This is a genomic window from Pseudomonas sp. NY11955 (assembly GCF_048068035.1).
Classification (GTDB): domain Bacteria; phylum Pseudomonadota; class Gammaproteobacteria; order Pseudomonadales; family Pseudomonadaceae; genus Aquipseudomonas.
On record NZ_JBLUPS010000019.1, the window covers coordinates 1 to 26,588 of the forward strand.

Annotated in this window: 21 protein-coding genes and 1 other RNA gene; 12 read left to right on the forward strand and 10 right to left on the reverse strand. The window is 61.5% G+C overall.

Going from position 1 to position 26,588, the window contains the following annotated elements; all coding sequences use genetic code 11:
* Nucleotides 1-348 precede the first annotated feature (348 nt).
* On the reverse strand, nt 349-1,698 hold the full coding sequence (locus ACNFBR_RS25550; RefSeq protein ID WP_416737307.1) for an NCS2 family permease: 1,350 nt from the start codon (nt 1,696-1,698) through the stop codon (nt 349-351).
* A gap of 283 nt (nt 1,699-1,981) precedes the next feature.
* On the opposite strand from ACNFBR_RS25550, the gene ACNFBR_RS25555 reads away from it, so the two are divergent.
* Both ACNFBR_RS25555 and aqpZ read left to right on the forward strand, forming a co-directional pair.
* On the forward strand, nt 1,982-2,737 hold the full coding sequence (locus ACNFBR_RS25555; RefSeq protein ID WP_012273431.1) for a GntR family transcriptional regulator: 756 nt from the start codon (nt 1,982-1,984) through the stop codon (nt 2,735-2,737).
* A 223-nt stretch (nt 2,738-2,960) separates the two neighbouring features.
* On the forward strand, nt 2,961-3,659 hold the full coding sequence (gene aqpZ / locus ACNFBR_RS25560) for an aquaporin Z (protein ID WP_016711724.1): 699 nt from the start codon (nt 2,961-2,963) through the stop codon (nt 3,657-3,659).
* Here the strand turns inward: aqpZ and guaD are convergent.
* The 4 genes from guaD to xdhA form a co-directional block, all read right to left on the reverse strand.
* Nucleotides 3,656-4,960: a guanine deaminase gene (guaD, locus tag ACNFBR_RS25565; RefSeq protein ID WP_416737309.1), complete on the reverse strand. Its 1,305-nt coding sequence runs from the start codon at nt 4,958-4,960 to the stop codon at nt 3,656-3,658. The two genes, aqpZ and guaD, sit on opposite strands and share 4 nt — an antisense overlap.
* Nucleotides 4,961-4,970: 10 nt before the next feature.
* Nucleotides 4,971-5,816, reverse strand: coding sequence for a xanthine dehydrogenase accessory protein XdhC (gene xdhC / locus ACNFBR_RS25570; protein ID WP_416737310.1), 846 nt, complete (start codon nt 5,814-5,816; stop codon nt 4,971-4,973).
* 145 nt (nt 5,817-5,961) lie between these two features.
* Nucleotides 5,962-8,361 carry a xanthine dehydrogenase molybdopterin binding subunit gene (gene xdhB / locus ACNFBR_RS25575; RefSeq protein WP_416737311.1) on the reverse strand — a complete coding sequence of 800 codons (2,400 nt, stop codon included), beginning with the start codon at nt 8,359-8,361 and terminating at the stop codon, nt 5,962-5,964.
* A complete protein-coding gene (gene xdhA, locus ACNFBR_RS25580) occupies nt 8,354-9,808 on the reverse strand; it encodes a xanthine dehydrogenase small subunit (RefSeq protein WP_416737312.1) in 1,455 nt (484 codons plus the stop codon). Before xdhA ends, xdhB begins: the two co-directional genes overlap by 8 nt.
* 268 nt (nt 9,809-10,076) lie before the next feature.
* Between xdhA and ACNFBR_RS25585 the strand changes: the two genes are divergently transcribed.
* The 6 genes from ACNFBR_RS25585 (at nt 10,077) to ACNFBR_RS25610 (ending at nt 19,541) form a co-directional block, all read left to right on the forward strand.
* Entirely contained in the window at nt 10,077-10,736 is a 660-nt protein-coding gene (locus tag ACNFBR_RS25585) for a GntR family transcriptional regulator (protein ID WP_416737314.1), read from the forward strand.
* A 3-nt stretch (nt 10,737-10,739) separates the two neighbouring features.
* A complete protein-coding gene (smc, locus tag ACNFBR_RS25590; protein WP_416737315.1) occupies nt 10,740-14,228 on the forward strand; it encodes a chromosome segregation protein SMC in 3,489 nt (1,162 codons plus the stop codon).
* Nucleotides 14,229-14,433: 205 nt separating this feature from the next.
* Nucleotides 14,434-15,324, forward strand: a complete 891-nt coding sequence (zipA, locus tag ACNFBR_RS25595) for a cell division protein ZipA (protein ID WP_416737317.1) — start codon at nt 14,434-14,436, stop codon at nt 15,322-15,324.
* Nucleotides 15,325-15,542: 218 nt separating this feature from the next.
* Nucleotides 15,543-17,873, forward strand: a complete 2,331-nt coding sequence (ligA, locus tag ACNFBR_RS25600; RefSeq protein WP_416737318.1) for an NAD-dependent DNA ligase LigA — start codon at nt 15,543-15,545, stop codon at nt 17,871-17,873.
* Between the two features lie 230 nt (nt 17,874-18,103).
* An RNA gene (ffs, locus tag ACNFBR_RS25605) (signal recognition particle sRNA small type) lies at nt 18,104-18,200 on the forward strand.
* 258 nt (nt 18,201-18,458) lie between these two features.
* Nucleotides 18,459-19,541 carry a type I restriction endonuclease gene (locus ACNFBR_RS25610; RefSeq protein ID WP_416737319.1) on the forward strand — a complete coding sequence of 361 codons (1,083 nt, stop codon included), beginning with the start codon at nt 18,459-18,461 and terminating at the stop codon, nt 19,539-19,541.
* A 664-nt stretch (nt 19,542-20,205) separates the two neighbouring features.
* On the opposite strand, the gene ACNFBR_RS25615 is transcribed toward ACNFBR_RS25610, so the two are convergent.
* Both ACNFBR_RS25615 and ACNFBR_RS25620 read right to left on the reverse strand, forming a co-directional pair.
* Complete coding sequence (locus tag ACNFBR_RS25615; RefSeq protein WP_416737321.1) at nt 20,206-20,631, reverse strand: hypothetical protein; 426 nt, start codon at nt 20,629-20,631, stop codon at nt 20,206-20,208.
* 98 nt (nt 20,632-20,729) lie between these two features.
* On the reverse strand, nt 20,730-21,140 hold the full coding sequence (locus ACNFBR_RS25620) for a helix-turn-helix domain-containing protein (protein ID WP_416737322.1): 411 nt from the start codon (nt 21,138-21,140) through the stop codon (nt 20,730-20,732).
* An 82-nt stretch (nt 21,141-21,222) separates the two neighbouring features.
* Between ACNFBR_RS25620 and ACNFBR_RS25625 the strand changes: the two genes are divergently transcribed.
* Complete coding sequence (locus ACNFBR_RS25625) at nt 21,223-21,711, forward strand: DUF2938 domain-containing protein (protein ID WP_416737323.1); 489 nt, start codon at nt 21,223-21,225, stop codon at nt 21,709-21,711.
* Nucleotides 21,712-21,725: 14 nt separating this feature from the next.
* Here ACNFBR_RS25625 and ACNFBR_RS25630 read toward each other — a convergent pair whose 3' ends face one another.
* Together ACNFBR_RS25630 and ACNFBR_RS25635 are read right to left on the reverse strand one after the other, a co-directional pair.
* Nucleotides 21,726-21,905, reverse strand: a complete 180-nt coding sequence (locus ACNFBR_RS25630; RefSeq protein WP_416737324.1) for a hypothetical protein — start codon at nt 21,903-21,905, stop codon at nt 21,726-21,728.
* A 32-nt stretch (nt 21,906-21,937) separates the two neighbouring features.
* Nucleotides 21,938-22,132, reverse strand: coding sequence for a hypothetical protein (locus ACNFBR_RS25635; RefSeq protein WP_416737325.1), 195 nt, complete (start codon nt 22,130-22,132; stop codon nt 21,938-21,940).
* Nucleotides 22,133-22,588: 456 nt separating this feature from the next.
* On the opposite strand from ACNFBR_RS25635, the gene ACNFBR_RS25640 reads away from it, so the two are divergent.
* Complete coding sequence (locus tag ACNFBR_RS25640) at nt 22,589-22,858, forward strand: hypothetical protein (protein WP_416737326.1); 270 nt, start codon at nt 22,589-22,591, stop codon at nt 22,856-22,858.
* A 348-nt stretch (nt 22,859-23,206) separates the two neighbouring features.
* Here ACNFBR_RS25640 and ACNFBR_RS25645 read toward each other — a convergent pair whose 3' ends face one another.
* Nucleotides 23,207-23,971: a substrate-binding periplasmic protein gene (locus ACNFBR_RS25645; RefSeq protein ID WP_416737327.1), complete on the reverse strand. Its 765-nt coding sequence runs from the start codon at nt 23,969-23,971 to the stop codon at nt 23,207-23,209.
* Between the two features lie 124 nt (nt 23,972-24,095).
* Here ACNFBR_RS25645 and dnaX point away from each other — a divergent pair, with 124 nt between their 5' ends.
* Both dnaX and ACNFBR_RS25655 read left to right on the forward strand, forming a co-directional pair.
* Entirely contained in the window at nt 24,096-26,159 is a 2,064-nt protein-coding gene (gene dnaX / locus ACNFBR_RS25650) for a DNA polymerase III subunit gamma/tau (RefSeq protein ID WP_416737328.1), read from the forward strand.
* A 64-nt stretch (nt 26,160-26,223) separates the two neighbouring features.
* Nucleotides 26,224-26,559, forward strand: a complete 336-nt coding sequence (locus ACNFBR_RS25655; protein ID WP_003254305.1) for a YbaB/EbfC family nucleoid-associated protein — start codon at nt 26,224-26,226, stop codon at nt 26,557-26,559.
* Nucleotides 26,560-26,588: the final 29 nt, after the last annotated feature.

Below are 26,588 nucleotides of genomic sequence, written 5' to 3' on the forward strand. Positions count from 1 at the left end.
GTGAGATCGAGCGCCGCCCGCGCGGCGCATCGCGAGCGAAGCTCGCTCCTACATTTGTTTCGGGCCAATCATGCCTGTGGGATTTGCGCGCGAACGCCTTGGCGCATGGCTCGATATCGCGTCGTACAAACAAGGCGGTCGCGCGCGCCTGTCACAGGCGTTACTGGCCAAAACAAATGTAGGAGCGAGCTTCGCTCGCGATGCGCCGCGCGGGCGGCGCTCGATCTATGCACCACCTCAAAACCCAAGGCGGGCACCTGGTGGCCTCGACCCTACCTCTCGGCGAGCACATCTGCGGCTAAACCAGAAAAGGGCGCCGAAGCGCCCTTTTGGTCGGCGTATCAGTGCTCAGAGGAACACGAACTTGGCAATGAAGATCGCGCACAGCACCCACAGGCTGGCGGAGATTTCCTTGTATTTGCCAGTGCCCGCCTTCAATGCCACATAGCTGATGAAGCCCAGGGCAATACCGTCGGCGACCGAGAAGGTCAGCGGCATCATGATCACCGTGACGATCGCCGGAATGCTGTCGGTGGCTTCATCCCAGTGGATATGCGCCATGCTGCCCATCATCAGCATGGCCACGTAGATCAGCGCACCTGCAGTCGCATAGGCCGGAATCATGCCTGCCAGCGGGGCGAAGAACATGGCGGCGATGAACAGGATACCGACGACCACAGCTGTCAGGCCCGTACGACCGCCTGCCGCTACGCCCGCGGCACTTTCCACATAGCTGGTCACGGGCGGCACACCCACCACCGCACCGAACACGCTCGATGCACTGTCGGCCTTCAACGCCTTCGACAGGTTCTCGATGCGTCCGTCCGGCGCCACCAGGTTGGCCCGTTGCGCAACGCCCATCAGCGTGCCGGCGGTGTCGAACATGTGCACGAACAGGAAGGCCAGCACCACGCTGATCATGCTGACATTGAACACGCCTGCCACGTCCATGGCCATCCAGGTCGGTGCCAGGCTCGGCGGCATCGACATCACCCCGCCGAACTTCACCAGGCCCAGACCCCAACCGGCCAGGGTGACGCCAATGATGCTGATCAGGATCGCACCGAACACCCGCTTGTAGCTGAGGATGGCGATCAGCAGGAAGCACACGGCCGCCAGCAGCGGCCCTGGCTCATGCAGCGAGCCCAGCTTGATCAGCGTGGCGGGGCTGTCGACGATGATGCCTGCCGTCTTCAGGCCGATCAGCCCGAGAAACAATCCGACGCCGGCCCCCATGGCATGGCGCAGGCTGACCGGGATGCTGTTGAGCAACCATTCGCGCACTTTCGACAAGGTCAGGAACATGAACAGCACGCCCGAGACGAACACCGCCCCCAGCGCCGTTTCCCAGTTGTAGCCCATGGTGCCGACCACGGTGTAGGTGAAGAACGCGTTAAGCCCCATGCCCGGCGCCAGGCCCACCGGCCAGTTGGCGTACAGGCCCATCAGCAGGCAGCCCAGCGCGGCGGCGATGCAGGTGGCGACGAAGGCGGCACCATGGTCGATGCCGGCGTCGGCCATGATGTTGGGGTTGACGAAGATGATGTAGGCCATGGTGATGAAGGTGGTCACCCCGGCGATCATTTCGGTTTTGACGGTGCTGCCGTGTTGCTTGAGTTTGAAAATCCGCTCCAGCCAGCTCGTTTCGAGCGGTGGGGCAAGATCCAGCGTAGGGGCTTCGGATTTGCGGCTTTCCACAGCGAGTACTCCTCAAGTCTTTCTTGTTGTTATGGAGCCAGTTTCCTGCGCAATGCACTTGGCGGCTCCGCGAGGGAAGGCAGACGTCCGACCGTTTTGTTGACTCATGGGTCAAGAAGTTGCTCGGTGGATTATGCTTTTGTGTACAAAGAATGCAAATAATGTTTTATGTTTTGTGTGCGCAATGCGTCGTACAACGGCTATATAGGTAAAACGCCCCCTGCGGAATCGCCTCAGCCTGTGTACAATGGCGCCATACTTTCTCTTCGTGCCTCGAGAGCCCATGAACGAACAGCTGCAACCTCTGAAGAAACCTGCACGTGTCGGCAAGGCCGGCCGCAGCGGTACCCAGGACGACATCGTCTACGCGCATATTTTCGAGGCGATCCTCGAGCAGCGGCTGGCACCGGGCACCAAGTTGAGCGAGGAAGCGCTGGGCGAAATCTTTGGCGTCAGCCGTACCATCATCCGCCGCGCCTTGTCGCGTCTGGCCCATGAAAGCGTGGTGCTGCTGCGGCCTAATCGCGGCGCGGTAGTCGCCAGCCCGACCGTGGAAGAGGCACGCCAGGTGTTCTTCTCGCGGCGCATGGTCGAACGCGCCATCACCGAGCTGGCCGTACAGCACGCCACCCTCGACCAGCTCAACGAGCTGCGGCAAATGGTGCGTGAAGAGCGCGACAGCTTCTCGCGCGGTGATCGCGGTGCCGGCATTCGCCTTTCCGGCGAGTTCCACCTCAAGCTGGCCGAAGCCGCGGGCAATGCACCGCTGGTGAGCTTCCAGCGCAGCCTGGTGTCGCAGACCTCGCTGATCATTGCCCAGTATGAAAGCGGCAACCGCTCGCATTGCTCATATGACGAGCACATGCAGTTGATCGATGCCATCGAAGCGCGCGATGCCGAGCAGGCGGTGAGCCTGATGATGCATCACATGGACCACATCGACAGCAAGCTGAACCTGGACGAGGAGAGCGCCTCGGACGATCTGCACGCGGTGTTCTCGCACTTGCTGAAAAAGCCCAAGGTTTCGGCCAAGGGTTGATCGTTTGCCTGGGGCTGCTTTGCAGCCCATTCGCAGCACAAGGCTGCTCCTACAGAAATCGCGTAACCCTGTAGGAGCAGCCTTGTGCTGCGAATGGGGCGCGAAGCGCCCCCCAGCCATTACTGGCCATCAGCCAAACGTCTGCTAAATTCTTGTGAGCAAACCTTCATCAAGCAGTTGGGCTTGCGCATTCGTTGCGTTCAACTTCTTGAGGAATGGATTCATGAGCATGTCCCTCGGTAAGCGAATGGGTGCCGAACTGGTCGGTACTTTCTGGCTGGTGCTTGGTGGCTGCGGCAGTGCGGTACTCGCAGCCAGTTCTCCTGTAGGCATCGGCGTACTCGGTGTCGCTTTCGCCTTCGGCCTCACTGTGCTGACCATGGCGTTCGCCATCGGCCATATCTCCGGCTGCCACTTGAACCCCGCCGTCTCGTTCGGGCTGGTGGTGGGCGGGCGCTTCCCGGCCAAAGAGCTGCTGCCCTACGTGATCGCGCAAGTAATCGGCGCCATTCTGGCGGCAGGAGTGATCTATCTCATCGCCAGCGGCAAGGCTGGTTTCGAGCTGTCCTCGGGGCTGGCTTCCAATGGCTATGCCGACCATTCGCCTGGTGGTTACACGCTGGGCGCGGGCTTTATCAGTGAAGTGGTGATGACCGCGATGTTCCTGGTGGTGATCATGGGCGCGACCGATTCCCGCGCACCAGCAGGCTTTGCGCCCATCGCCATTGGCCTGGCCCTGACGCTGATACACCTGATCTCCATCCCGGTGACCAACACCTCGGTCAACCCCGCGCGCAGCACGGGGCCAGCCTTGTTCGTCGGTGGCTGGGCCCTGCAGCAGCTGTGGCTGTTCTGGGTGGCGCCGCTGATCGGGGCTGCAATCGGCGGCGCGCTGTACCGGGGCCTGGCGAAAGAACCTTAGCGCTGGTGCACGCAGCGCCCGGCGGCGTAGGTTTCACGCACCGTGCGGTCATCGCCCAGGGTGGTGAGCACGAACAAGGTTTCTTCGATGCTGTTGGACTGCTGAATGCGGTAGTCCAGCAGCGGCGTGGCCTTGTAGTCCAGCACCACGAAGTCGGCGTCGTTGCCCGGGCGCAGGCTGCCGATGCGGTCATCCAGGCGCAGCGCGCGGGCGCCGCCGAGGGTGGCCAGGTACAGTGACTTGTAGGGGTGCAGGCGGGCGCCTTGCAGCTGCATCACCTTGTACGCCTCGTTCAGCGTGTTGAGCAGCGAGAAGCTGGTGCCGGCGCCCACGTCGGTACCCAGGCCCACGTTGACCTTGAAGCGCTCGGCTTGGGGCAGGTTGAACAGGCCGCTGCCCAGGAACAGGTTGGAGGTGGGGCAGAAGGCCACGGCCGAGCCGGTTTCGGCCAGGCGTTGGCACTCGTCGTCGCACAGGTGCACGCCGTGGGCAAATACTGAGCGCTCGCCCAGCAGTTCGAAGTGGTCGTATACGTCCAGGTAGCCTTTCTGCTCGGGGAACAGCGACTTGACCCAGTCGATTTCCTTGAGGTTTTCCGACAGGTGCGTGTGCATGTACACGCCGGGGTGTTCCTTGAGCAGTTGGCCGGCCAGGGTCAGCTGTTCCGGCGTGCTGGTGGGCGCGAAACGCGGGGTGACCGCATAGTGCAGGCGACCTTTGCCGTGCCAGCGCTCGATCAGCGCCTTGCTTTCGGCATAGCCGGACTCTGCCGTGTCGGTCAGGTAGTCCGGGGCGTTGCGGTCCATCATCACCTTGCCGGCGATCAGGCGCAGGTCCAGGCGCTCGGCTTCTTCGAACAGCGCATTGACCGATTCCGGGTGCACGCTGCCGAACACCAGCGCGGTGGTGGTGCCGTTGCGCAGCAACTCCTTGAGGAAGATCTTCGCCACCTGGTCGGCGTGCGCTTTATCGGCGAACTGCTTTTCGCAGGGGAAGGTATAGGTGTTCAGCCAATCCAGGAGCTGTTCGCCGTAGGAGCCGATCATGCCGGTCTGCGGGAAATGGATGTGGGTGTCGATGAAGCCTGGGGTGATCAGCGCATCCTGGTAGTGCTCCACCGGGATGCCGGCGCCCAGCGTCGGCAGCAGGTCGCTGGCGTGGCCAATGGCGCTGATGCGGCCATCGTCGACCACCAGCAGGCCGTCTTCGAAGTATTCATGGGAAGCCTCCAGGCCCACCTCGGCCGGGTCGGCGATGCTGTGCAGGATGGCGGCACGGTAGGCTTTGCGGGTAACGGTCATAACACACTCGTCAAATGGCTTGGCTGCGCCGGGAGGGCGGCAGCAACTGGGCAATGGGGCCGGCATTGGCACCAGCGTCGTGCTGGCCGAAGCAGGCGTTGTAGGTGGCGATGATTTCACCGGCAATGGACACGGCGATCTCGATGGGCAGCTTGCCCTTGACCTCGGCCAGGCCCATCGGGCAGCGCATGCGCGCCATCACGGCTTCGTCGTAGCCGCGCTCGCGCAGGCGGTGTTCGAATTTGACCCGTTTGGTTTTCGAGCCAATCAGGCCGAACCAGGTGAAGTCGTTGCGCTTGAGAATGGCGGCGGTCAGCTCCAGGTCGAGCTGGTGGTTGTGGGTCATGACGATGCAGTAGCAGCCTGACGGCAGCTCCGCGACTTCGTCGACCGGTTCCTCACTGACCACCTTGGTCACCCCGTTGGGGATGAGTTCGGGGAATTCCTGTTCGCGCGAGTCGATCCAGCGTACCCGGCAGGGCAGCGCGGCGAGCAAGGGTACCAGAGCCCGGCCGACATGGCCCGCGCCGAACACGGCGATCTGCGCCTGCACGGCGGCCATCGGTTCGAACAGCAGCACGGTGGCGCCGCCACAGCACTGGCCCAGGCTGGCGCCGAGGCTGAAGCGCTCCAGGTGCGGGGTGGTGCGTTGCTCTTCGAGCATTTGCCGGGCGATGTGCAGGGCCTTGTATTCCAGGTGGCCGCCGCCGATGGTGTCGAACAGGCCGCTGGTGCTGACCACCATCTTCGAGCCTGCGTTGCGCGGGGTTGAGCCGCGCTCCTCGATGATGGTTACCAGTACGCAGGCTTCGCCGCGGGACTGGTGGTCGGCGAGGGCGTTGATCCATTGGTGCATGATGCAACCTCTCTACGTTGCGCCGCAGATCCTGTGGGAGCAGGCTTGTCGAGGCGTCGAACCGCCGCGAACACCGGCAGAGCCGGTGCCATTCACGGTGTCGTCTTCTTCGCGGGCAAGCCCGCTCCCACAGGGTTCCTCGCTGTCAGTGGGTGACGGTTTCCAGCTCTTGAGCCGATGGTTTGTGTTGGGTCACCGCCTTGCGCATCTGCTCGCAGCCCCACAGCACCCGCTCCGGTGTCGCGGGTGCGTCGATGTTTGGCTGCACCCGGTAATCGGCAAGGCTGGCCACGGCATCCTTGATCGCACACCAGGCGGCGATGCCGAGCATGAACGGCGGCTCACCCACGGCCTTGGAGTGGAACACGGTGTCCTCCGGGTTCTTGCGGTTTTCCACCAGCTTCACCCGCAAATCCAGCGGCATGTCGGCCACTGCCGGGATTTTGTAGCTGGCCGGGCCGTTGGTCATCAGCTTGCCTTTGGCGTTCCACACCAGCTCTTCGGTGGTGAGCCAGCCCATGCCCTGGATGAATCCACCCTCCACCTGGCCGATGTCGATCGCCGGGTTCAGCGAATCGCCCACGTCGTGCAGGATGTCGGCACGCAGCATCTTGTACTCGCCGGTCAAGGTGTCGACGATCACTTCCACGCAGGCGGCACCAAAGGCGTAGTAGTAGAACGGCCGGCCGCGTGCCTGGCTGCGGTCATAGAAGATCTTCGGCGTGCGGTAGAACCCGGTGCTGGACAGCGACACCTGGGCGAAGTAAGCCTGCTGCACCAGTTGCTCGAAGCTGACGATCTGGTCGCGCACGCGCACATGGCCGTTGCGGAACTCGACGTCTTCCTCGGTCACCTGATAGTGCCGTGCGGCGAACTCGGTCAGGCGCCGCTTGAGGATTTCAGCGGCATTCTGCGCCGCCTTGCCGTTCAGGTCGGCACCGCTGGAAGCAGCGGTCGGCGAGGTATTGGGCACCTTGTCGGTATTGGTGGCGGTGATCTGGATGCGGCTGAAATCCACCTGGAAGATCTGCGCCACCACCTGTGCCACCTTGGTGTTCAGGCCCTGGCCCATCTCGGTGCCACCGTGGTTCAGGTGGATGCTGCCATCGGTGTAGATGTGGATCAGCGCACCGGCTTGGTTGAGGAACGTGGCGGTGAACGAAATGCCGAACTTGACCGGCGTCAGCGCCAGGCCCTTCTTCAGTACCGGGCTGTTGGCGTTGAAGCGGCGGATCGATTCGCGGCGCTCGGCGTAGTCGCTGCTGGCCTCCAGGTCGGCGGTCATCTCTTCGAGCATGTTGTGCTCGACGGTCTGGTAGTAGTGGGTGACGTTACGCTCGGTCTTGCCGTAGTAGTTGGCCTTGCGCACCGCCAGCGGGTCGCGGCCCAGGTGGCGGGCGATATGGTCCATGACCTGCTCGATGGCGACCATCCCCTGCGGGCCGCCAAAGCCGCGATAGGCCGTGTTGGACGCGGTGTTGGTTTTGCAGCGGTGGCCGTGCACGGTGGCATCGCCCAGGTAGTAGGCGTTGTCCGAGTGGAACATGGCGCGGTCGACGATCGAGCCGGACAGGTCGGGTGAATAACCACAGTTGCCGGCCAGGTCAAAATTGATGCCGTGCAGCCGGCCGTTATCGTCGAAGCCCACGTCGTACTCGACGTAGAACGGGTGACGCTTGCCGGTCATGGTCATGTCTTCGACCCGTGGCAGGCGCATCTTGGTCGGCTGGCCGGTCAGGCGCGCAACCACCGCGCACAGGCATGCCGGGCTTGCCGCCTGGGTTTCCTTGCCGCCAAAACCGCCACCCATGCGGCGCATGTCCAGCACCACCTTGTTCATTGGCACGTCGAGCACTTCGGCGACCAGTTTCTGCACTTCGGTGGGGTTCTGCGTGGAGCAGTAGACGATCATGCCGCCGTCTTCGGTAGGCATCACCGAGGAAATCTGAGTTTCCAGGTAGAAGTGTTCCTGGCCGCCAATGTGCAGGGTGCCCTGAATGCGGTGCGGGGCGCTGGCCAGGGCGGCAGCGGAATCGCCACGCTGGTGGGTGTGGCTGTCGAGCACGAAGTGCTTCTTGCGCAGTGCCTCGACCACGTCCAGCACGGGTTCAAGGTCTTCGTACTCGACGATGGCGGCCATGGCCGCGCGGCGTGCGGTTTCAAGGTCGCGGGCAGCGACGGCCAGCACTGGCTGGCCGAAGAACTCGACCTTGTCGATGGCCAGCAGTGGGTCGCCGGCCACCACCGGGCCGATGTCCTTCAGGCCGGGGATGTCTTCGTGAGTGATGGCGATGCGAACGCCGTCGAAGGCATAGCATGGCGTGGTGTCGATACGCAGGATGCGCGCATGGGCACGGTCGGCGGTGCGCGCATAGACATGCAGCTGGTTGGGGAATTCCAGGCGATCGTCGATGTACAGTGCCTCGCCAGACACATGCTTGTCGGCGCTGTCGTGCTTGACGCTGCGGCCCACCCCAGTGGTCAGGTCCTGTCTGAACAGCTCGGCCATCTCGGCCTGGCTCTTGGCTACGTGATGGTTAGACATAGGCGGTCACCCGGGTTTCGATGTACGGCGTTTGCTGTTCGATGAAGTACTTGCGCAACAGGTTCTGCGCGGTCAGCAGGCGGTATTCCTTGCTGGCGCGGAAGTCGCTGAGCGGGGTGAAGTCCTCGGCCAAGGCTTGGCAGGCACGCTCGATGGCGGCCTGATCCCACGGCTTGCCGCGCAGCGCCGCCTCGCAGGCGCGGGCGCGCTTGGGGATCGCCGCCATGCCGCCGAAGGCGATGCGCACACCGCTGACCACGCCGTTTTCGATGCTCAAGTTGAATGCCCCGCACACGGCGGAGATGTCATCGTCCAGGCGTTTGGACACCTTGTAGGCGCGGAATGCCCAGTCGCGGGTGGCACGCGGCACGATGATCTTCTCGATGAACTCGCTGTCCTGGCGGGCGGTGATGCGGTAGTCGATGAAGTAATCTTCCAGTGGCATCACCCGTTGGCGCTCGCCTTGGCGCAGGACGATTTGCGCATCCAGGGCGATCAGCAGGGGTGGCGAGTCGCCGATCGGCGAGGCGTTGCCGATATTGCCGCCGAGAGTGCCCTGGTTGCGGATCTGCAGCGAGGCGAAGCGGTGCAGCAGGGCGCCGAAGTCGGGGTATTCCTCGTTCAGTGCGCCGTAGCAGTCGGTGAGTGGCGTGGCGGCCCCGATTTCCAGGTGGCTGGCGGTTTTCTCGATGCGCTTGAGCTCCGCCACATGGCCGACGTAGATCATGACCGGCAAGGTCCTGTGGAACTGGGTGACCTCCAGCGCCAGGTCGGTACCACCGGCCAGCAGGCGGGCTTCGGGGTGCGAACTGTACAGGTCGGCCAGGTCGGCCACGGTCAGCGGCACCAGGCAGCGCTTGTCGCCACTGTTGAGCTCGCCGGTCTGGGTTGGGGCAATGGCTTTTAGGCGGCTGATGGTTTGCGCCTGCTGGGCATCGAACTGATCGCTGCACGGCTGGCGGCAGCTTTGCTCGGCGGCGTCGAGGATCGGCCGGTAGCCAGTGCAGCGGCACAGGTTGCCGGCCAGGGCTTCCTGGGCTTGGTGTAAGTCGGGGCCATTGCTGTTCTTTTGCAGGGCAAACAGCGACATGACGAAACCTGGGGTGCAGAAGCCGCATTGCGAACCATGGCAATCGGCCATGGCCTGTTGCACGCTGTGCAGCTGGCCCTGGTGCTTGAGGCCTTCGACGCTGATCAGTTGCTTGCCGTGCAGCGACGAGACGAAGGTCAGGCACGAGTTCAGGCTGCGGTAGCGCAGGCTGTCGTTGCCTTGTTCGTCCTGGGTCAGTTCACCGATCACCACGGTACAGGCGCCGCAGTCTCCGCTGGCACAGCCCTCCTTGGTACCGGGTTTGCCCAGGTGCTCGCGCAAGTACTGCAGCACCGTCATGTTCGGGTCCAGGGCGTGCTCACTACGCAGCTCCTGGTTGACGAGAAACTGGATCACGGGGATGGCCTCGCAATGGTTTTATTGTTGTTGGGCGGACTCTAAGCAAGACCTGTCTAGCAGGTCAATATTTTTCTGACTTTAAGGTCAAGAAATTGCTCATGTCCATGCCCGGCCGAACACATTGCCCATATCCCAAGCATAGATCGCGCCGCGCGCCTGGCTGTCTGGCAGGTCAAATAAACCGCTTGGCCCCTCTGCGCGATTACCGCCCAAGTACGCTACAATCCGCCCCTTGTGCCCAGTTCAATGATTTTGAAGGAAAACCATGACGTTCAAGGCCCCGGACAGCCTCTCCGAGCAGATTGCCGATTACCTGGCCGAACGCATCATCCGCGGCGAGCTGGCACCAGGCGAGCGTATCCAGGAGCAGAAGGTTACCCAGGCGCTCAACGTCAGCCGCGGTTCGGTGCGCGAAGCATTGCTGATCCTCGAACGCCGCCACCTGGTGGCGATCTTGCCGCGCCGGGGTGCCCATGTGACCGAACTGGATGAGCGCAGTGTGCGCAGCCTGTGCGCGCTGATGGGCGAGTTCTACATCCTGCTGGGCAACGCGGTTGCGCAAAAATGGCGCACCGAAGCCGACTTGCGCCCATTTCTGGAGATTCAGCAGCGCCTGCAGCGTGCCCATGACCAACTCGACATCAAGACGTTCGTCGCCGAAAGCTTTGCGGTCATGCGCGCGGCCTTTCCGTTCGCCGACAACCCGTTCCTGCAGGAAACCGTGGAAAACCTGCAGCCAGCCATGAGCCGTGCCTACTACCTGTCGCTGGACCAGCGCCAGGCCAACATGATCGACTATCTCGACCTGTTCGCCCGCCTGCTCGAAGCCGTGGTCGCCCGTGACCTGCCGCGCATTCGCGAGGTGCTCACCGCCTATGGCCAGCGCAGCTGCGAACTGGTGCTGGCGGCACTGGCCCGAGGCTGACCGATGCGCCTGAAGTGCATTCGTCTGGCCGGGTTCAAGTCGTTCGTCGACCCGACCACGGTCAACTTCCCCAGCAACATGGCAGCCGTGGTCGGCCCCAATGGCTGCGGCAAGTCCAACATCATCGACGCAGTACGCTGGGTGATGGGCGAGAGTTCGGCGAAGAACCTGCGCGGCGAGTCGATGACCGACGTCATCTTCAATGGCTCCAGTGGTCGCAAGCCGGTCAGCCAGGCCAGCATCGAGCTGGTGTTCGACAACAGTGAAACCACCCTGGTCGGCGAATATGCCGCCTACGCCGAGATTTCGATCCGCCGCAAGGTGACCCGCGACGGGCAGAACAGCTATTACCTCAACGGCACCAAGTGCCGCCGCCGCGACATTACCGACATTTTCCTCGGCACTGGCCTGGGGCCGCGCAGTTACTCGATCATCGAACAGGGCATGATCTCCAAGCTGATCGAAGCCAAGCCCGAGGAACTGCGCAACTTCATCGAAGAAGCGGCCGGCATCTCCAAGTACAAGGAGCGCCGCCGCGAGACCGAGAGCCGCATCCGCCGAACCCAGGAGAACCTGGCACGCCTGACCGACCTGCGCGAAGAGCTTGAGCGCCAGCTGGAGCGCCTGCATCGCCAGGCCCAGGCGGCCGAGAAGTACCGCGAATACAAGGCCCAGGAGCGCCAGATGAAAGCGCGCCTGTCGGCCTTGCGCTGGCGCGACCTTGACGAGCGGGTACGCCAGCGCGAGTCGGTGATCGGCGACCAGGACGTGTCCCATGAGGCGTTGGTGGCCGAGCAGCGCAATGCCGATGCCAGCATCGAACGCCTGCGCGACGGCCATCACGAATTGTCCGAGCGCTTCAACCAGGTGCAAGGCCGTTTCTATTCGGTGGCCGGTGACATCGCTCGGGTCGAGCAGAGCATCCAGCACGGCCAGCAGCGCTTGCGCCAGTTGCAGGATGACTTCAAGGAAGCCGAACGCACGCGCCTGGAAACCGAAGCGCACCTGGGCCACGACCGCACCCTGCTGGCCACCTTGGGCGAAGAGCTGGCCATGCTCGAACCCGAGCAGGAAATGACCCTGGCCGCCGCCGAAGAAGCCGCTGTCGCACTCGAAGAGGCCGAGCTGGGTATGCACGGCTGGCAGGAACAGTGGGACAGCTTCAATAGCCGCTCCGCCGAACCGCGCCGCCAGGCCGAAGTGCAGCAGTCGCGCTTGCAGCAGTTGGAAGCCAGCCTAGAGCGCCAGGCTGAACGCCAGCGCAAGCTGGGTGAGGAGCGCGAGCAACTGGGCAGCGACCCGCAGGACGCCGCCATGCTTGAATGGGCCGAGCAATTGGCCAGCAGCGAAATGTTGCTGGAAGAATTGCAGTTGTCCGAAGAACAGGTGGTCGAGCGCCTGGAAGACGCGCGCGAGCAATTGCAACAGGCCACCCAGGCCCAGCAGCAGGCGCAGGGCGACTTGCAGCGTCTGGGCGGTCGCCTGGCCTCGCTGGAGGCCTTGCAACAGGCTGCGTTGGAGCCGGGCGCAGGTGCTGCGCAGTGGCTCCACGGCCAAGGGCTGGAGCGACAGCCGCGGCTGGCCGAAGGCTTGCGGGTGGAGCCCGGTTGGGAGATGGCCGTGGAGACGGTGCTTGGCGCCGATCTGCAGGCCGTGCTGGTGGACGATTTCAACAATCTCGATTTTGCCGGTTTGGAGCAGGGCGAGTTGCGTTTACTGCTGGCCAGCGGCAGCAGCTTGCCCTTGCCCGGCAGCCTGCTGGAAAAGGTCGAGGGCGGTATCGACCTGGCGCCCTGGCTGGGCCAGGTCAAGCCTGTGGAGGACTTGGCCCAGGCACTGGCGCAGCGCATGTCGCTCGGCGAGGGCCAGAGCCTGGTCAGTCGCGATGGCTACTGGGTTGGCCGGCATTTCCTGCGGGTGCGCCGTGGTGGCGAGGCTGAAGGTGGCGTGCTGGCGCGCGGCCAGGAAATCGAACGTCTGGGCCAGGAGCAGCTGGAGCAGGAAGCGGCGCTGGAACAGCTCGATCAACAGCTGCAGGCCCTGCGCGAGCAGCAGTTGGGGCTGGAGGAACAACGCGAACAATTGCGCCGCCGCACCCAGGAAGAGAACCGCCTGCACGGCGAGCTGAAGGCCAGCCTTTCGGCCAGTCGGGCGCGTGCCGAGCAGGTCGAGCTGCGGCGTCGGCGCCTGCAGGAGGAACTGAGCGAACTGGAAGAGCAGCGCGCCCTGGAGCACGAGCAGCTGGGCGAAGCACGCCTGCTGCTGCAAGAGGCCCTGGAGCTGATGGCCCAGGATACCGAGCAGCGCGAACAGTTGATGGCTCGCCGCGACACCCTGCGCGAAAGCCTCGACCGGGTGCGCCAGGAGGCTCGCCAGCACAAGGACCACGCCCACCAACTGGCGGTGCGCCTAGGGTCGCTGCGGGCCCAGCACGATTCCACCCGCCAGGCCCTTGAGCGTCTGGAACAGCAGGCCGCACGCCTGACCGAGCGCCAGGAGCAACTGAGCCTGAACCTTGAGGAGGGCGAGGCGCCGCAGGAAGAATTGCGCCTGAAGCTGGAAGAGCTGCTGGAGCGGCGCATGAGCGTCGACGAGGAAATGCGCCAGGCCCGCCTGCACATGGACGAAGCCGACCGCGAACTGCGCGATGCCGAAAAACGGCGTACCCAGGCCGAGCAGCAGGCCCAGTTGCTGCGTGGCCAGCTGGAGCAGCTGCGCCTGGAGTGCCAAGGCCTGGATGTGCGGCGCAAGACCCTGCAGGAGCAATTGCTGGCCGATGGCTATGACCTGCAAGGCGTGCTCGCCACCCTGGAGGCCGAGGCCAGCGAGCAGGGTACCGAACAGGAGTTGGAGCAATTAGAGGCACGCATCCAGCGCCTGGGGGCAATCAACCTGGCGGCCATCGAAGAGTATGAGCAGCAGTCCGAGCGTAAACGCTACCTGGACGCCCAGGACGCCGACTTGGTTGAAGCGCTGGAGACGCTGGAAAACGTCATTCGCAAGATCGACAAGGAAACCCGCAACCGCTTCAAAGATACCTTTGATCAGATAAATGCCGGATTACAGGCACTTTTCCCAAAAGTTTTCGGTGGTGGCAGCGCTTATCTGGAACTGACGGGCGAAGATCTACTCGATACAGGGGTGACGATCATGGCGCGTCCGCCGGGCAAGAAGAACAGCACCATCCATCTGCTGTCTGGCGGTGAGAAAGCACTGACCGCCTTGGCGCTGGTGTTCGCCATCTTCAAGTTGAACCCCGCACCGTTCTGCATGCTCGACGAGGTCGATGCGCCGCTGGACGATGCCAACGTCGGGCGCTATGCGCGTCTGGTCAAGGAAATGAGTGAAAGCGTGCAGTTCATCTACATCACCCATAACAAGATTGCCATGGAGATGGCGGATCAATTGATGGGGGTGACCATGCATGAACCCGGTTGTTCACGTCTTGTTGCAGTTGATGTGGAGGCGGCAATGGCCATGGTCGACGCTTGAAGCGCGACGATGGGGGCACATTCTGTAGCGAAATGCCCCCGTCATGTGCGACAGACGGTGTAAAGTTGTCTTTGGTCGTGCTAGCTTAATGTCACTCGTTTTTTGCGTGGGTAAAACGCCTGTCAGAACATAGAGTTGGCGCCACGTGTTAAAGGGCTTTGAACCCTTTGTTTTCAAGCATATTTTTATAGAGGCACGGGATTACATGGAAATCGGTCTGCGCGAGTGGCTGATCGTCATCGGCATCATTGTCATTGCCGGGATTCTTTTCGACGGCTGGCGCCGCATGCGCGGCGGGAAAGGCAAGTTGAAATTCCGTCTGGATCGCAGTTATTCCAACCTGCCGGACGAAGAGGGCGGCAGTGCCGAAGTGCTCGGCCCGTCGCGAGTGCTGGACACCCACAAGGAGCCTGAGCTGGACGAAAGCGACCTGCCGTCGCTGAGCGCTTCTGGGCGGGATCGCGAGCGCGAGCCCAAACCGGCCAAGGCCAGCAAGCGTGGCAAGCGCGCCACCGCGGCTGCCGATGTGCAGCAGGGTGACCTGAACCTGAGCGCCGAGCCGCGCGAGCCCGACCTGTTTGCCGACAGCGATGATGACTTTGCCGCCGACAACACCCGCGGCAACGCTGCGCCGGCTGCCAGCAGCGTCAAGGACTTGCCGCCAGCCGAAGAAGTGCTGGTGATCAGCGTGATCTCCCGCGACGAGGGCGGCTTCAAGGGCCCGGCGTTGCTGCAGAACATCCTGGAAAGCGGCCTGCGTTTCGGCGAAATGGACATCTTCCACCGGCACGAAAGCATGGCCGGCCACGGCGAAGTGCTGTTCTCCATGGCCAACGCAGTCAAGCCTGGCGTATTCGACCTGGACGACATCGACCACTTCAGCACCCGCGCAGTGAGCTTCTTCCTGGGGCTGCCGGGCCCGCGCCATCCGAAGCAAGCCTTCGACGTGATGGTGGCCGCCGCGCGCAAGCTGGCCCACGAACTGAACGGTGAGCTCAAGGATGACCAGCGCAGCGTGCTGACCGCCCAGACCATCGAGCATTATCGCCAGCGCATTGTCGAGTTCGAGCGCCGTGCGCTGACCCAGAAACGCTGACAGATCCAGACGAAAGAGCAGCCTGAGGGCGTGCTGGTCGGTTCAGGTATCGTTGTTGCCTGTTCCGGCCTCTTCGCGGCACAAGGCCGCTCCTACAGGCGACCGCGTTCCCTTGTAGGAGCGGCCTTGTGCCGCGAAGAGGCCGGAACAGGCAACACCAATCCTGACCCCATGCCCTTCCTGGCTGCTCTTTTGCTTTGCAAGAGAAGACAACGCCCATGACCGCCGAAACCCGTATCCACGAACTGCGTGCCGAACTCGACCAGCACAACTACCGCTATTACGTGCTCGACGAGCCTAGCGTGCCCGATGCCGAATACGATCGCCTGTTCAACGAGCTCAAGGCGCTGGAAGCCGAACACCCACACCTGGTAACCCCTGATTCGCCCACCCAGCGCGTTGGCGGTGCTGCCTTGGCCGCGTTCAGCCAGGTGCGCCACGAAGTGCCCATGCTCAGCCTGGGCAACGCCTTTGAAGAAGCCGACCTGCGTGAATTCGGCCGCCGCGTGGTAGAAGGCCTCGACCAACCCGGCGCGGTCGACTACAGCTGCGAACCCAAGCTCGACGGCCTGGCCGTGAGCCTGCTGTACCGCGACGGCCAGTTGGTACAGGGCGCCACCCGTGGCGACGGCACCACCGGCGAAGACATCAGTGCCAACGTGCGCACCGTGCGCAACATCCCGCTCAAGCTGCAGGGTGAGGGCTGGCCAGCGATACTGGAAGTGCGCGGCGAGGTGTACATGAGCAAGGCCGGTTTCGACCGGCTCAATGCCACTCAGGCCGAAGCCGGTGGCAAGACCTTCGCCAACCCGCGCAACGCAGCTGCTGGCAGCCTGCGCCAGCTGGACTCGAAAATTACCGCCAGCCGCCCGCTGGAATTCTGCTGCTATGGCGTTGGCCAGGTGTCCGAGAGCATTGGCGATAGCCATATCGGCGTGCTCGAACAGCTCAAGGCCTGGGGTATGCCGATTAGTCGCGAGCTCAAGCACGCGGCGGGTATCGAAGAATGCCTGGCCTATTACCGTGACATCGGCGAGCGGCGTAATGGCCTGCCGTATGAAATCGACGGTGTAGTGTTCAAGGTCAACAGCCTGGCTGCCCAGCGCGAGCTGGGCTTCCGCGCCCGAGAGCCGCGCTGGGCGATTGCCCACAAGTTCCCGGCCATGGAAGAGCTGACCGAGGTCCTGGACGTCGAGTTCCAGGTTGGCCGTACCGGTGCGGTGACGCCTGTGGCGCGCCTGAAACCGGTCAAGGTGGCGGGTGTGACCGTGTCCAACGCCACGTTGCACAACATGGACGAAATTGCCCGCCTGGGGCTGCGCATCGGCGACACGGTGATCATTCGCCGTGCTGGTGACGTGATCCCGCAGGTGATGCAGGTAGTGCTGGAGCGCCGTCCGGACGATGCCCGCCCGGTAGAAGTGCCGAGCGAGTGCCCGGTGTGTGGTTCGCAGGTCGAGCGTACCCAACTGGTCAAGCGCAGCAAAGGCAAGGAAACCACCAGTGAAGGCGCGGTGTACCGCTGCGTTGGTCGCCTGGCCTGTGGCGCCCAGCTCAAGCAGGCGATCATCCACTATGTGTCGCGCCGTGCCATGGACATCGACGGCCTGGGCGAGAAGAGCGTCGAGCAGTTGGTGGACGAAGGCCTGATTGGCTCGCCGGCTGACCTGTACAAGCTGGAGTTCGAGCAGATCGTGGGTCTTGAAGGCTTCGCCGAGGTGTCCAGCAAGAAGTTGCTCGATGCTATCGAAGCCAGCAAGCGTCCGAGCTTGGCGCGGTTCATCTACGCGTTGGGCATTCCGGACGTCGGCGAAGAGACCGCCAAGGTGCTGGCGCGCTCGCTGGGTAGCCTGGCGCGTGTACAGCAGGCATTGCCGCAGGTGCTGACTTATCTGCCGGACATTGGCCTTGAAGTGGCATACGAGATCCACAACTTCTTCGAAGACGAGCACAACCAGAAGGTTATCCAGCAACTGCTCGATAGCGGCATGCAGCTACAGGACGAAGGCGAGCTGGCAGTTGAATTCGCTGCCAGCACCACCCTGGCCGGGATGATTGCCAAGCTCGACATCGCCTCGGTGGGCCCGACAGGTGCCGAAAAGCTGGTGGCCAAGCTCGACAGCCTGGACAAGATCATCGCGGCCGATGGCATTGACCTGCGCCAGGCTCTGGCGGCGAAGCAGGCCGACGCGGTGCGTGAGTTCTTCAAGGATGAAGCGAACCAGAAGTTGGCCCGGGACATCGAAGCGCAGTTGCTGGCGTTTGGCATGCACTGGAGTAGTGAGAAGAAGGTTGCCGAAGGCCTGCCGCTTGCTGGCCAGACCTGGGTGCTGACCGGCACCCTGGAGCGCATGAGCCGCGACATCGCCAAGGACAAGCTGGAAAGCCTGGGGGCCAAGGTGGCGGGTTCGGTTTCTGGCAAGACCCACTGCGTGGTGGCAGGGCCGGGTGCGGGCTCCAAGTTGGCCAAGGCTGCTGAGCTGGGGGTGAAGGTGCTGGACGAAGAGGCCTTTGTCGCATTCCTGGCAGGGCAGGGCATCACTGTCTAGAGGCACTTGCAGGTGCTGGCTTGCCGGCGATCACCGCGGCGCCTTCTTCGCGGGCACGCCCGCTCCCACAGGTCTTGTGCCGAACTTGCCATCGGCGCTAGCCCTGTGCCAGCTAAACCCGGACAAGTCATTGAGAAATGATGACTTTTTCTGCTTCAGAGGTTGTATCTGCCCTCAAGACCGGTACAATGGCGCCACTCGCTGCTCAGCGAGGCATGTAGTGGTGGCCCCATCGGTCCCCCCGCATTGATTACCCGTTAACCTGGTCAGGCCCGGAAGGGAGCAGCCATAGCGGGAACATCGAGTGCCGGGGTGTGGCTGGTGGGGCTGCCTCCATTCCAGGTCTTTGAATTTTCAAGGATTTCTCGCATAAGAATCTTGCAGTTGAACAGCGCTTGGGTATGCCTAAGTGGTGCGTTATCGCAAGTCTCGCCTTCTCTTCAGCTCTCTCAGTCTGTTGGCTTGTAACGGCCCCGAGGCCCCTGCTTGATCCTGCTTAGCTTGCTCCCTTTACTCCCGTTTGATTGGTAATTGCCATCATGGCGCAGTGCTACTAGGATGTGGCATCTGAGCGAGGAGCTAGAGATGGAATTCATAGAGCGACTGAACGCGTTATCAGCCAAAATCCGCCAGCAGGGCCCTGCTATTCAAACTGAAGAGGCAACCAAAATTGCCTTTGTCATGCCCTTCATCAACTCCGTCCTGGGCTACGACGTCTTTGACCCTTCAGAGGTGACCCCAGAGTACGTCTGCGACGTTGGAACAAAAAAGGGAGAGAAGATCGACTACGCCATCATGAAAAATGGCGAAATCCAGATTCTGATTGAGTGCAAGAAGATCGGTGAGCCACTGCACATCAATCATGCAAGTCAGCTTTTCCGATATTTCCATGTCACCACGGCCCGTATCTCGATCCTTACCAACGGCCAGGTTTATCGATTCTTTACTGATCTTGATGCTCCTAATAAGATGGATGAGAAGCCATTCTTGGAGCTGGATCTTCTAGATATAGATGAGCACGCTCTTCCTGAGCTGCAGAAACTGACTAAGTCCGCATTCGATGTAGACTCTATTATCAGTGCCGCTGGTGAGCTGAAGTACGTTGGGCAGATCAAAAAAGAGATGGCCTCGCAGTTCAGTCAGCCAAGCGACGACTTCGTTAAGTTTTTCGCTACTCGGGTCTACGACGGGATCATCACCCAGAAGGTTAGGGAGCAATTCACAACCTTGACCCGTAAGGCTGCAATCCAGTTTTTGGGGGATCAGATCAATGATCGGTTGAAGTCGGCTATGAGTGGCGCGGTTGAGCCGTCATATGCGATGGAGGTTGTCGAAAATAGCCCAGTTTCGGAGCCTGCTGAAGATAGTCCTGAAGACCAGATCCAGACGACGCTTGAGGAATTGGAAGGATTCCACATCGTCAAGGCAATCGTAAGGGCGGTTGTTGATGCGAAGCGAATCGTCCATCGAGATACGAAGAGCTACTTTGGTGTCTTGCTTGATGATAATAACCGTAAACCTATCTGTCGTCTGCACTTCAATCGAAGTCAGAAATACATTGGTCTATTTGATGCTGACAAAAATGAGACCCGCCATCCTATCACCTCATTGGATGAGATTTATGGGTTTGCAGAGCAGTTGAAAGGTGTCATCTCCTTGTACGAATAAGAATGCATGTCTCCTCATGCCGAGGGCAGATAGATGACCTCGGTATGGGGTGTTCAGCGAGTCTTGGGTTGGGACGCCATCAGCAATGCGATTTGTACTATTATTTCTTGGAATTTCCCTTCTTGCTTCCTGCAGCATGAAGTCTATTGATGAGTTGAGAGAATCGCTGCCTGCCGAAATTTACAAAAGTGAGCGCTCTCCGGAGTCACTGGCGGAGTGCGTCGTTGGTGTGTTCAACGGTAGTGCGCGGGGATTTGAAATGATCCGGTTCGATGGTGCCAAAAGCTACCGTCAGGGAAACAGGATTACTATTACGGCGATAACCGGGTATCCAATGTACTTCTTGGATGTCACACCAAATAGCCAGGATAATAACGGTTCTTTAGTTGAAGAGCGAAGTCTTGAGCGAATGCCAATTGGCTACCTCGAACGGTTTCAAGGTCTCACCAGGAGCTGCCTACTCTGAGAGATAATGCTTCTGCCAACCTTGGCTGGGGCCGGAGATGGCTGTGGTCGTTGAACCTGACGGTAAAATTTAGCACTTGGCTGAAAGACTCCAGTATCTTCAGTCTCGAAACCGTTGTTACATCGTTGATCAAAGGCCAAAGCGTTGGAATGTCTCGCCAAGGCCTTAGATCGAGTATTGCGCTAATCAGCAGAACCCTTACAGGTTGTACTTTTCATCGATCCTGCGTTTGTCGAGCGTGTATCGCTTGAGGTCGATCACGTCAGACTCCAACTTGGTATCAAGCTCGTCCATGTCATGCTTTTTAAGCGCTGCAACGTGAGCTTTGGTGGCTTGGTAGTTGATGAACTCTGCAGCGTCATGCCCACTCACTGGGTCCCAGAGAATGGAAAGCGGCCAGAACAACAGGTTCACCACGCCAAAACCGTAGGCGCGACCATAGAACGAACCGCCACCCGGAAGCAGGCCTAGGCCGGCAGCAAGCCCAGGGCTTTTTTCTTCAACCGCGAGGTTTTTGGCGCGGTAGCTGGCAAGTTCCGACTCTTGGGCCGAATTGAGGCCGGTAGCGCAACCGGTGGTCAGCGTTATAAGGGCGGCAGCGGTCAGATTTCTAATTGTGGACATGCAACATTTCCTAAGCGTAAGTGCTGTTCTCGCGCGCGGGAGGGCGGCGAGGCGCGTAACTTTACACTGAGTAGTGGCTTATTAGAATCATTTCGCCATCATTTCGCTAAGGTAGTGCAGCCCTTGTTTTTACCAAGCCCTGCAGCCGAGAGCTTCATTAGCCTTTGGAATTTCGGGCATGCCAAATGATCCTCTTCCGGACACTGTGCTGCGTGCCGCAAGCCCTTGCTCATCGCCTGCAACCGTCTGATACGCGCATCCAGTTCGTCCGCCTTGGCCATCAGCATCTGCCGGTCCACCTGCAGGTCCACCAACATCGCCCCCACTTCATCCAGCGAAAACCCCGCAGCTTGCCCCAGGGCGATCAGTGCTAAACGGTCTGCCACATCGGCCGCAAACTGCCGTCGTTGGCCACGCCCGGCCAGTGACTTGAGCAAGCCTTTCTTCTCGTAGTAACGCAGTGTCGATGCGGGTACGCCTGTGCGTTTGGCGACGTCGGCAATGTCCATTTCGGGCCCTTGACTTGAAGTTGACTTCAACTTCTATGCTGCGCGGCATGGTGATGAGCGTCAATCTTGGAGGGACTTTTCAATGACGTTAACTGCGATGTTTGCCGCTGCCTTGCCGATTGGTGTCGGTGCCACGGTGGTCATGGACCTGTGGGGGCTGCTGCTCAGGCGGCTGGGGGTTGCCACGCTGAACTTTGCCATGGTCGGGCGTTGGGCGGGGCATTTGCTGAGCGGGCGTGTGCGGCATCAGGCGATTGCCAGGGCGGAGCCGGTGCGGCATGAGCTGGTGTGGGGGTGGGTGATTCATTACGCGATCGGTGTGCTGTTCGCGATGCTGCTGGTTGCGGTCGTGGGGGAGGGCTGGTTGCTGTCGCCCACCTTGGTGCCCGCGGTCGTTGTCGGTGTGGGTACGGTCGTGGCGCCGTTGTGCTTCATGCAGCCGGTGATGGGGGCCGGGTTCTTTGCGTCCAGGACGCCTACGCCTGCTCGTAACTGCCTGAAGAGCCTGGTAACGCATTTTGTGTTTGGCGTGGGGTTGTACTTGAGTGCGGGTTTGCTGGCTTTGGTGTGAGGGCGGGAGCTCGGTCAGAGCGAGCGCACAATCAGCATGCCTGCTACCAGCAGTACCAGGGCAAACCCTGCACCTATGCTAAACGGGACCAAAGCCTCCCAAGGGGAGGATTCTCTGAGCTTGCGTATCTCCTCGGCAAGCATCTCGGCTTCGCTGTGTAACTGCTCGGAGTGGTTTTGGGCAGGCTGGGGCATTTGTAACTCCTAACATCCGGATTGATGAAGTTTCAAAGTTTGCTGGTCAACGCCATGATGCCCGCGACGGCCGTCACGACCGTCGCTCCAACCAACAGCGGGTACCAGAATGTCTCTCGCTTGAGCTTACGCGTTTCTGCCACGAGTTTGTGAGTCTCGGCGACAAGCTTGCTGTTTCCAATTTGTAACTTTTCAAGTTCGAGGTGTTCACGATCATCCTGAAGCATCGGCCTGTCTATTCGTTGCGGCGATGTGCCATGGGCTATGCATGATTGTGTGCGGTTTTGGGTTGGGGGCGAAATCGCCGTCTTCCCGTGGATGTTGTAGTCCAACTGCCCTCAGTATCGTCCTTCATCTCGCGGCTGAGGATTTTCTAGACGAATCTGATATCAATTTAAGAAAGCTCCTACGTATCAGTCAGGTGCAGCGAATTATCCTACGATCTCCGTCGACTCCCGTCTGATTGTCCCGGGAAACCCCGCCCACTAGGCTTTTGCGGTCGCTGTCAGTTCAGCGATCGGGTGTGGAAGCCTGGGTGGTTTGGTAGCTGTCTATATGACAGTTGTACGTGGGAGGTCTTCGGGCCTGCCAGGTTTGCCATACCCCTGGTCTTCCACCCCGCGTACAACTGTCACCCTAAGTGTGGAAGCGAAAGGGTGTCCTCAGCCTGGTATGGTGAAGTCATGAAAAAACTGGTCCCCGATCCACCCCACATTTTCGATCTTCCCAAAGGTAAATCTCTTTCCCGCGCCATCAGCGAAGGCATCGTGCCGATGGAGTTCGCGATGATGAATGTTTCCCATTACTTGATGTTCGCCTACAGCGATAGCCGCCGGGCGCTTGAGCGCATTCAGGATGAAGAAACCAGGCAGCTATTGGAGCATGGGCTGCGGGCCATGCAGATTGCCTGGGGGCAGGCGGATGCAGTGGCGTTGGCGGTTGAGCGGCGGTGAAGTTACCGGTGCTGAGCGTTGGCGTGTAATCGTGTGATGGCTGCTGGGTGCTTGGCTTGGGTTGTTTGGCGCCTGTGAGATCGAGCGCCGCCCGCGCGGCGCATCGCGAGCAAGCTCGCTCCTAAATCTGTTTCGGGCCAGTTAATCCTGGGGCAGATGCGCACGACCCTTTGGCGTCCACCCCGATTATAGTGCGGAGCAAACAAGGCGGTCGCGCGCGCAGGCGCAGGCGATACTGGCCCGAAACAGATGTAGGAGCGAGCTTGCTCGCGATGCGCCGCGCGGGCGGCGCTCGGTCTCACAGGCAACAAAAAACGATCGGCGTACACCTGTCAGCCCTAACCAAGATCAAGGCTGGGCCACCGGAGCATCCCAAACCCCCACCCCCCCATACCGCTGCAAAATCCGCTCAATCTCCCCCGACTGCTTCATCCGCACCAGCGCCCGTAGCACCCCCTGGGTGGGTATCGCCGGGTCATTGCGCACCATGCACCCCAGGTCCTGTTCTTCCAGCACCGCCAGCGCCTGCAATCGCTGCTCAGCTGGCAACCCCTGGTTGAACCACTGCAACGACAGCTGGTTGCTCACCGCATGTCTATAGCGCCCGGCCTGCAGCTTCTGCAGCACCAGCAACTGGCTGCGGCTGTCCTCACGGTGCAGCCGGCCTTGGTCCAGCAGCGGTTGCAGGGTCGAATAGGTGTACCCCAGCACCGTGCCGATGGCCTGGGGCGGCAGTTGCTCCGGCGGCATCGGCGCGCTGTCGCCGACACGCCCCACCAACAGGTCACGCTGATGAATCAGCGGGATACTCCAGACAAAATCCCCCGGACGATCATTGAACCACTGGGTGCTGACATAGCAGCGCACATCGATATCACCGCTATTCATGGCTTCCTGCAGGCGCAGGCGGGCCATCACGTGGTACTGGGGCCGCACGCCCACTTCCTTGGCCAGCGCCTCGATCAGCTCGAACACCAGGCCTTCCACGGGCTGGTCAGCTTCGATGCGCACCAACGGCATGCTCCAGCTCTCTGCGATAGAGAAACGCAGCACCGGCTGTTCAGCCAGGCTGTGGGCGGACCAGAGCAGCAGAAGGGCCAGCAATATTGGCAAAGGCGTATCCTCCTTGAACAACGCGCCTGCATCCAAGCTTAGACGACTCGCGCAGGGTGCAATTTTGCCCCCGCTCCGCTAGCATTAGCGATCTTCCGCTCTATCAGGCTACGATGGTTTTTCGATGAGTTATCAGGTTCTTGCACGTAAATGGCGTCCGCGCTCGTTCCGCGAAATGGTCGGCCAGACCCATGTGCTCAAGGCCTTGATCAATGCCTTGGACAACCAGCGCCTGCACCATGCCTACCTGTTCACCGGTACCCGAGGTGTGGGCAAGACCACCATCGCCCGTATCATCGCCAAGTGCCTGAACTGTGAAACCGGCATTACCTCCACGCCGTGCGGCACCTGTTCGGTGTGTCGGGAGATCGACGAAGGCCGTTTCGTCGACCTGATCGAGATCGACGCCGCCAGCCGCACCAAGGTCGAAGACACCCGCGAACTGCTCGATAACGTGCAGTACGCCCCCAGCCGTGGGCGCTTCAAGGTCTACCTGATCGACGAAGTGCACATGCTCTCGACCCACTCGTTCAACGCCTTGCTCAAGACGCTGGAAGAGCCGCCGCCCTACGTCAAGTTCATCCTCGCCACCACCGACCCGCAGAAGCTGCCCGCCACCATCCTGTCGCGTTGCCTGCAGTTCTCGTTGAAGAACATGAGCCCGGAGCGGGTGGTCGAGCACCTCAGCCACGTACTGGCCGCCGAAAACGTGCCGTTCGAGCCGGATGCCCTGTGGCTGCTGGGCCGTGCCGCCGATGGCTCGATGCGTGACGCCATGAGCCTGACCGACCAGGCCATCGCCTTTGGCGAAGGCAAGGTACTGGCCGCGGATGTGCGGGCCATGCTGGGTAGCCTCGACCATGGCCAGGTCTATGGCGTGCTGCAGGCGCTGCTCGAAGGCGACGCCAGGGCTTTGCTAGAGGCCGTGCGCAACCTGGCCGAGCAAGGGCCTGACTGGTCGGGCGTGCTGGCCGAAATGCTCAATGTGCTGCACCGTGTGGCCATTGCCCAGGCACTCCCCGAAGCGGTGGACAACGGCCAGGGCGACCGTGAGCGGGTGTTGGCACTGGCTTCGGCGTTGCCGGCCGAGGATGTGCAGTTCTATTACCAGATGGGCCTGATTGGCCGCCGTGACCTGCCATTGGCGCCGGACCCGCGTGGTGGTTTCGAAATGGTCCTGCTGCGCATGTTGGCGTTCCGCCCGGCCGACGCGGACGACGCGCCGAAACCGGTGCTAAAGCCAGTGGGGATCAGCCAGGCCACAGCTGATCCTGCAGCCCCGGTGGCAGCCTTGGCATCGGCCGAGCCTTCACCGCCTGCCGCGGTCGTGCCGCCTGAGCCTGTGGTGGCCGCTGCGCAGTTGGAAGTGCCTGCACCGGCCACGGCCGACCATGTGCCGGAGGCCGAGCCAGAGGTTGAACTGAAGGCCGAGATCGAGGCCATTTCCGTGCCCGAACCGGTCGCCGAGGTGGTCGACCTGCCGTGGGAAGAGCCTGCACCCGCGCCGGTACCAGTTGCAGCTGCGCCTGCCCCGGCACCGGCGCCTGTCGTTCCGGCAGCGCCCCCGCAGGCCGCGCCAGCGCACGATGAGCCGCCTTTCGACCCGTCCGCCTACGCCGCCGTAGGCATGGACCGTGACGATGAGCCGCCGCTGGATGATGACTATTACAGCGGCGAAAGCGACCCGGTCGGTTTCAGCTACCTCGACGAACTGGCGGAGCATGTCCAGGAGGAAGCGCCCAAGCCTGCGGCTCAACCGCTGCCAGCCGCCAAGCCGGCCACCGGTCTGGCCCTGCAATGGCTGGAATTATTCCCACAGTTGCCTGTGTCCGGGATGACAGGCAACATCGCCGCAAACTGTACGCTGATTGCCGCCGATGGCGACGATTGGCTGCTGCACCTGGACCCGGGCCAGGGCGCGCTGTTCAATGCTACCCAGCAGCGGCGCCTGAACGAGGCGCTCAACCAGCACCTGGGGCGTACGCTGAACCTGCGCATCGAGCTGATTCTGCCCGAGCAGGAAACCCCGGCCCAGGCTGCAGCGCGCAAGCGTGCCGAGCGCCAGCAGGACGCGGTCACTTCGATCGAGCAGGATCCGTTGATCCAGCAGATGATCAAGTTGTTCGGCGCCAAGGTGCGGCAGGATACTATTGAGCCTGTAGAAGCCCTGGTCGATCAGGGCCAGTAACGGATAACCATGCGGCCGGCCCAGTGCCAGGCCGCATCACATGACCCAATCGAGGTATACCCCCATGATGAAAGGTGGCATGGCCGGCCTGATGAAGCAGGCCCAGCAGATGCAAGAAAAGATGCAAAAGATGCAGGAAGAGCTGGCCAATGCCGAAGTCACCGGCCAGTCCGGTGGCGGCCTGGTGAGCGTGGTGATGACCGGTCGTCACGACGTCAAGCGTGTCAGCATCGACCAGAGCCTGATGTCGACCGATGAAGACGACAAGGAAGTGCTCGAAGACCTGATCGCCGCTGCGCTGAACGACGCGGTGCGCAAGGTAGAGCAAAGCAGCCAGGAAAAGATGGGCGGCATGACCGCCGGCATGCAACTGCCGCCGGGCTTCAAGATGCCGTTCTAAAGGCATTGCGATTGCCAAAACCGCCGCTG

Excerpts from the sequence above, each read along its gene's own strand:
- ACNFBR_RS25555 (WP_012273431.1), top strand. The coding sequence starts at position 1,982 with ATGAACGAACAGCTGCAACCTCTGAAGAAACCTGCACGTGTCGGCAAG.
- aqpZ (WP_016711724.1), top strand. The coding sequence starts at position 2,961 with ATGAGCATGTCCCTCGGTAAGCGAATGGGTGCCGAACTGGTCGGTACT.
- guaD (WP_416737309.1), bottom strand. The coding sequence starts at position 4,960 with ATGACCGTTACCCGCAAAGCCTACCGTGCCGCCATCCTGCACAGCATC.
- xdhC (WP_416737310.1), bottom strand. The coding sequence starts at position 5,816 with ATGCACCAATGGATCAACGCCCTCGCCGACCACCAGTCCCGCGGCGAA.
- xdhB (WP_416737311.1), bottom strand. The coding sequence starts at position 8,361 with ATGTCTAACCATCACGTAGCCAAGAGCCAGGCCGAGATGGCCGAGCTG.
- ACNFBR_RS25585 (WP_416737314.1), top strand. The coding sequence starts at position 10,077 with ATGACGTTCAAGGCCCCGGACAGCCTCTCCGAGCAGATTGCCGATTAC.
- smc (WP_416737315.1), top strand. The coding sequence starts at position 10,740 with ATGCGCCTGAAGTGCATTCGTCTGGCCGGGTTCAAGTCGTTCGTCGAC.
- zipA (WP_416737317.1), top strand. The coding sequence starts at position 14,434 with ATGGAAATCGGTCTGCGCGAGTGGCTGATCGTCATCGGCATCATTGTC.
- ligA (WP_416737318.1), top strand. The coding sequence starts at position 15,543 with ATGACCGCCGAAACCCGTATCCACGAACTGCGTGCCGAACTCGACCAG.
- ACNFBR_RS25610 (WP_416737319.1), top strand. The coding sequence starts at position 18,459 with ATGGAATTCATAGAGCGACTGAACGCGTTATCAGCCAAAATCCGCCAG.
- ACNFBR_RS25615 (WP_416737321.1), bottom strand. The coding sequence starts at position 20,631 with ATGTCCACAATTAGAAATCTGACCGCTGCCGCCCTTATAACGCTGACC.
- ACNFBR_RS25620 (WP_416737322.1), bottom strand. The coding sequence starts at position 21,140 with ATGGACATTGCCGACGTCGCCAAACGCACAGGCGTACCCGCATCGACA.
- ACNFBR_RS25625 (WP_416737323.1), top strand. The coding sequence starts at position 21,223 with ATGACGTTAACTGCGATGTTTGCCGCTGCCTTGCCGATTGGTGTCGGT.
- ACNFBR_RS25630 (WP_416737324.1), bottom strand. The coding sequence starts at position 21,905 with ATGCCCCAGCCTGCCCAAAACCACTCCGAGCAGTTACACAGCGAAGCC.
- ACNFBR_RS25635 (WP_416737325.1), bottom strand. The coding sequence starts at position 22,132 with ATGCTTCAGGATGATCGTGAACACCTCGAACTTGAAAAGTTACAAATT.
- ACNFBR_RS25640 (WP_416737326.1), top strand. The coding sequence starts at position 22,589 with ATGAAAAAACTGGTCCCCGATCCACCCCACATTTTCGATCTTCCCAAA.
- dnaX (WP_416737328.1), top strand. The coding sequence starts at position 24,096 with ATGAGTTATCAGGTTCTTGCACGTAAATGGCGTCCGCGCTCGTTCCGC.
- ACNFBR_RS25655 (WP_003254305.1), top strand. The coding sequence starts at position 26,224 with ATGATGAAAGGTGGCATGGCCGGCCTGATGAAGCAGGCCCAGCAGATG.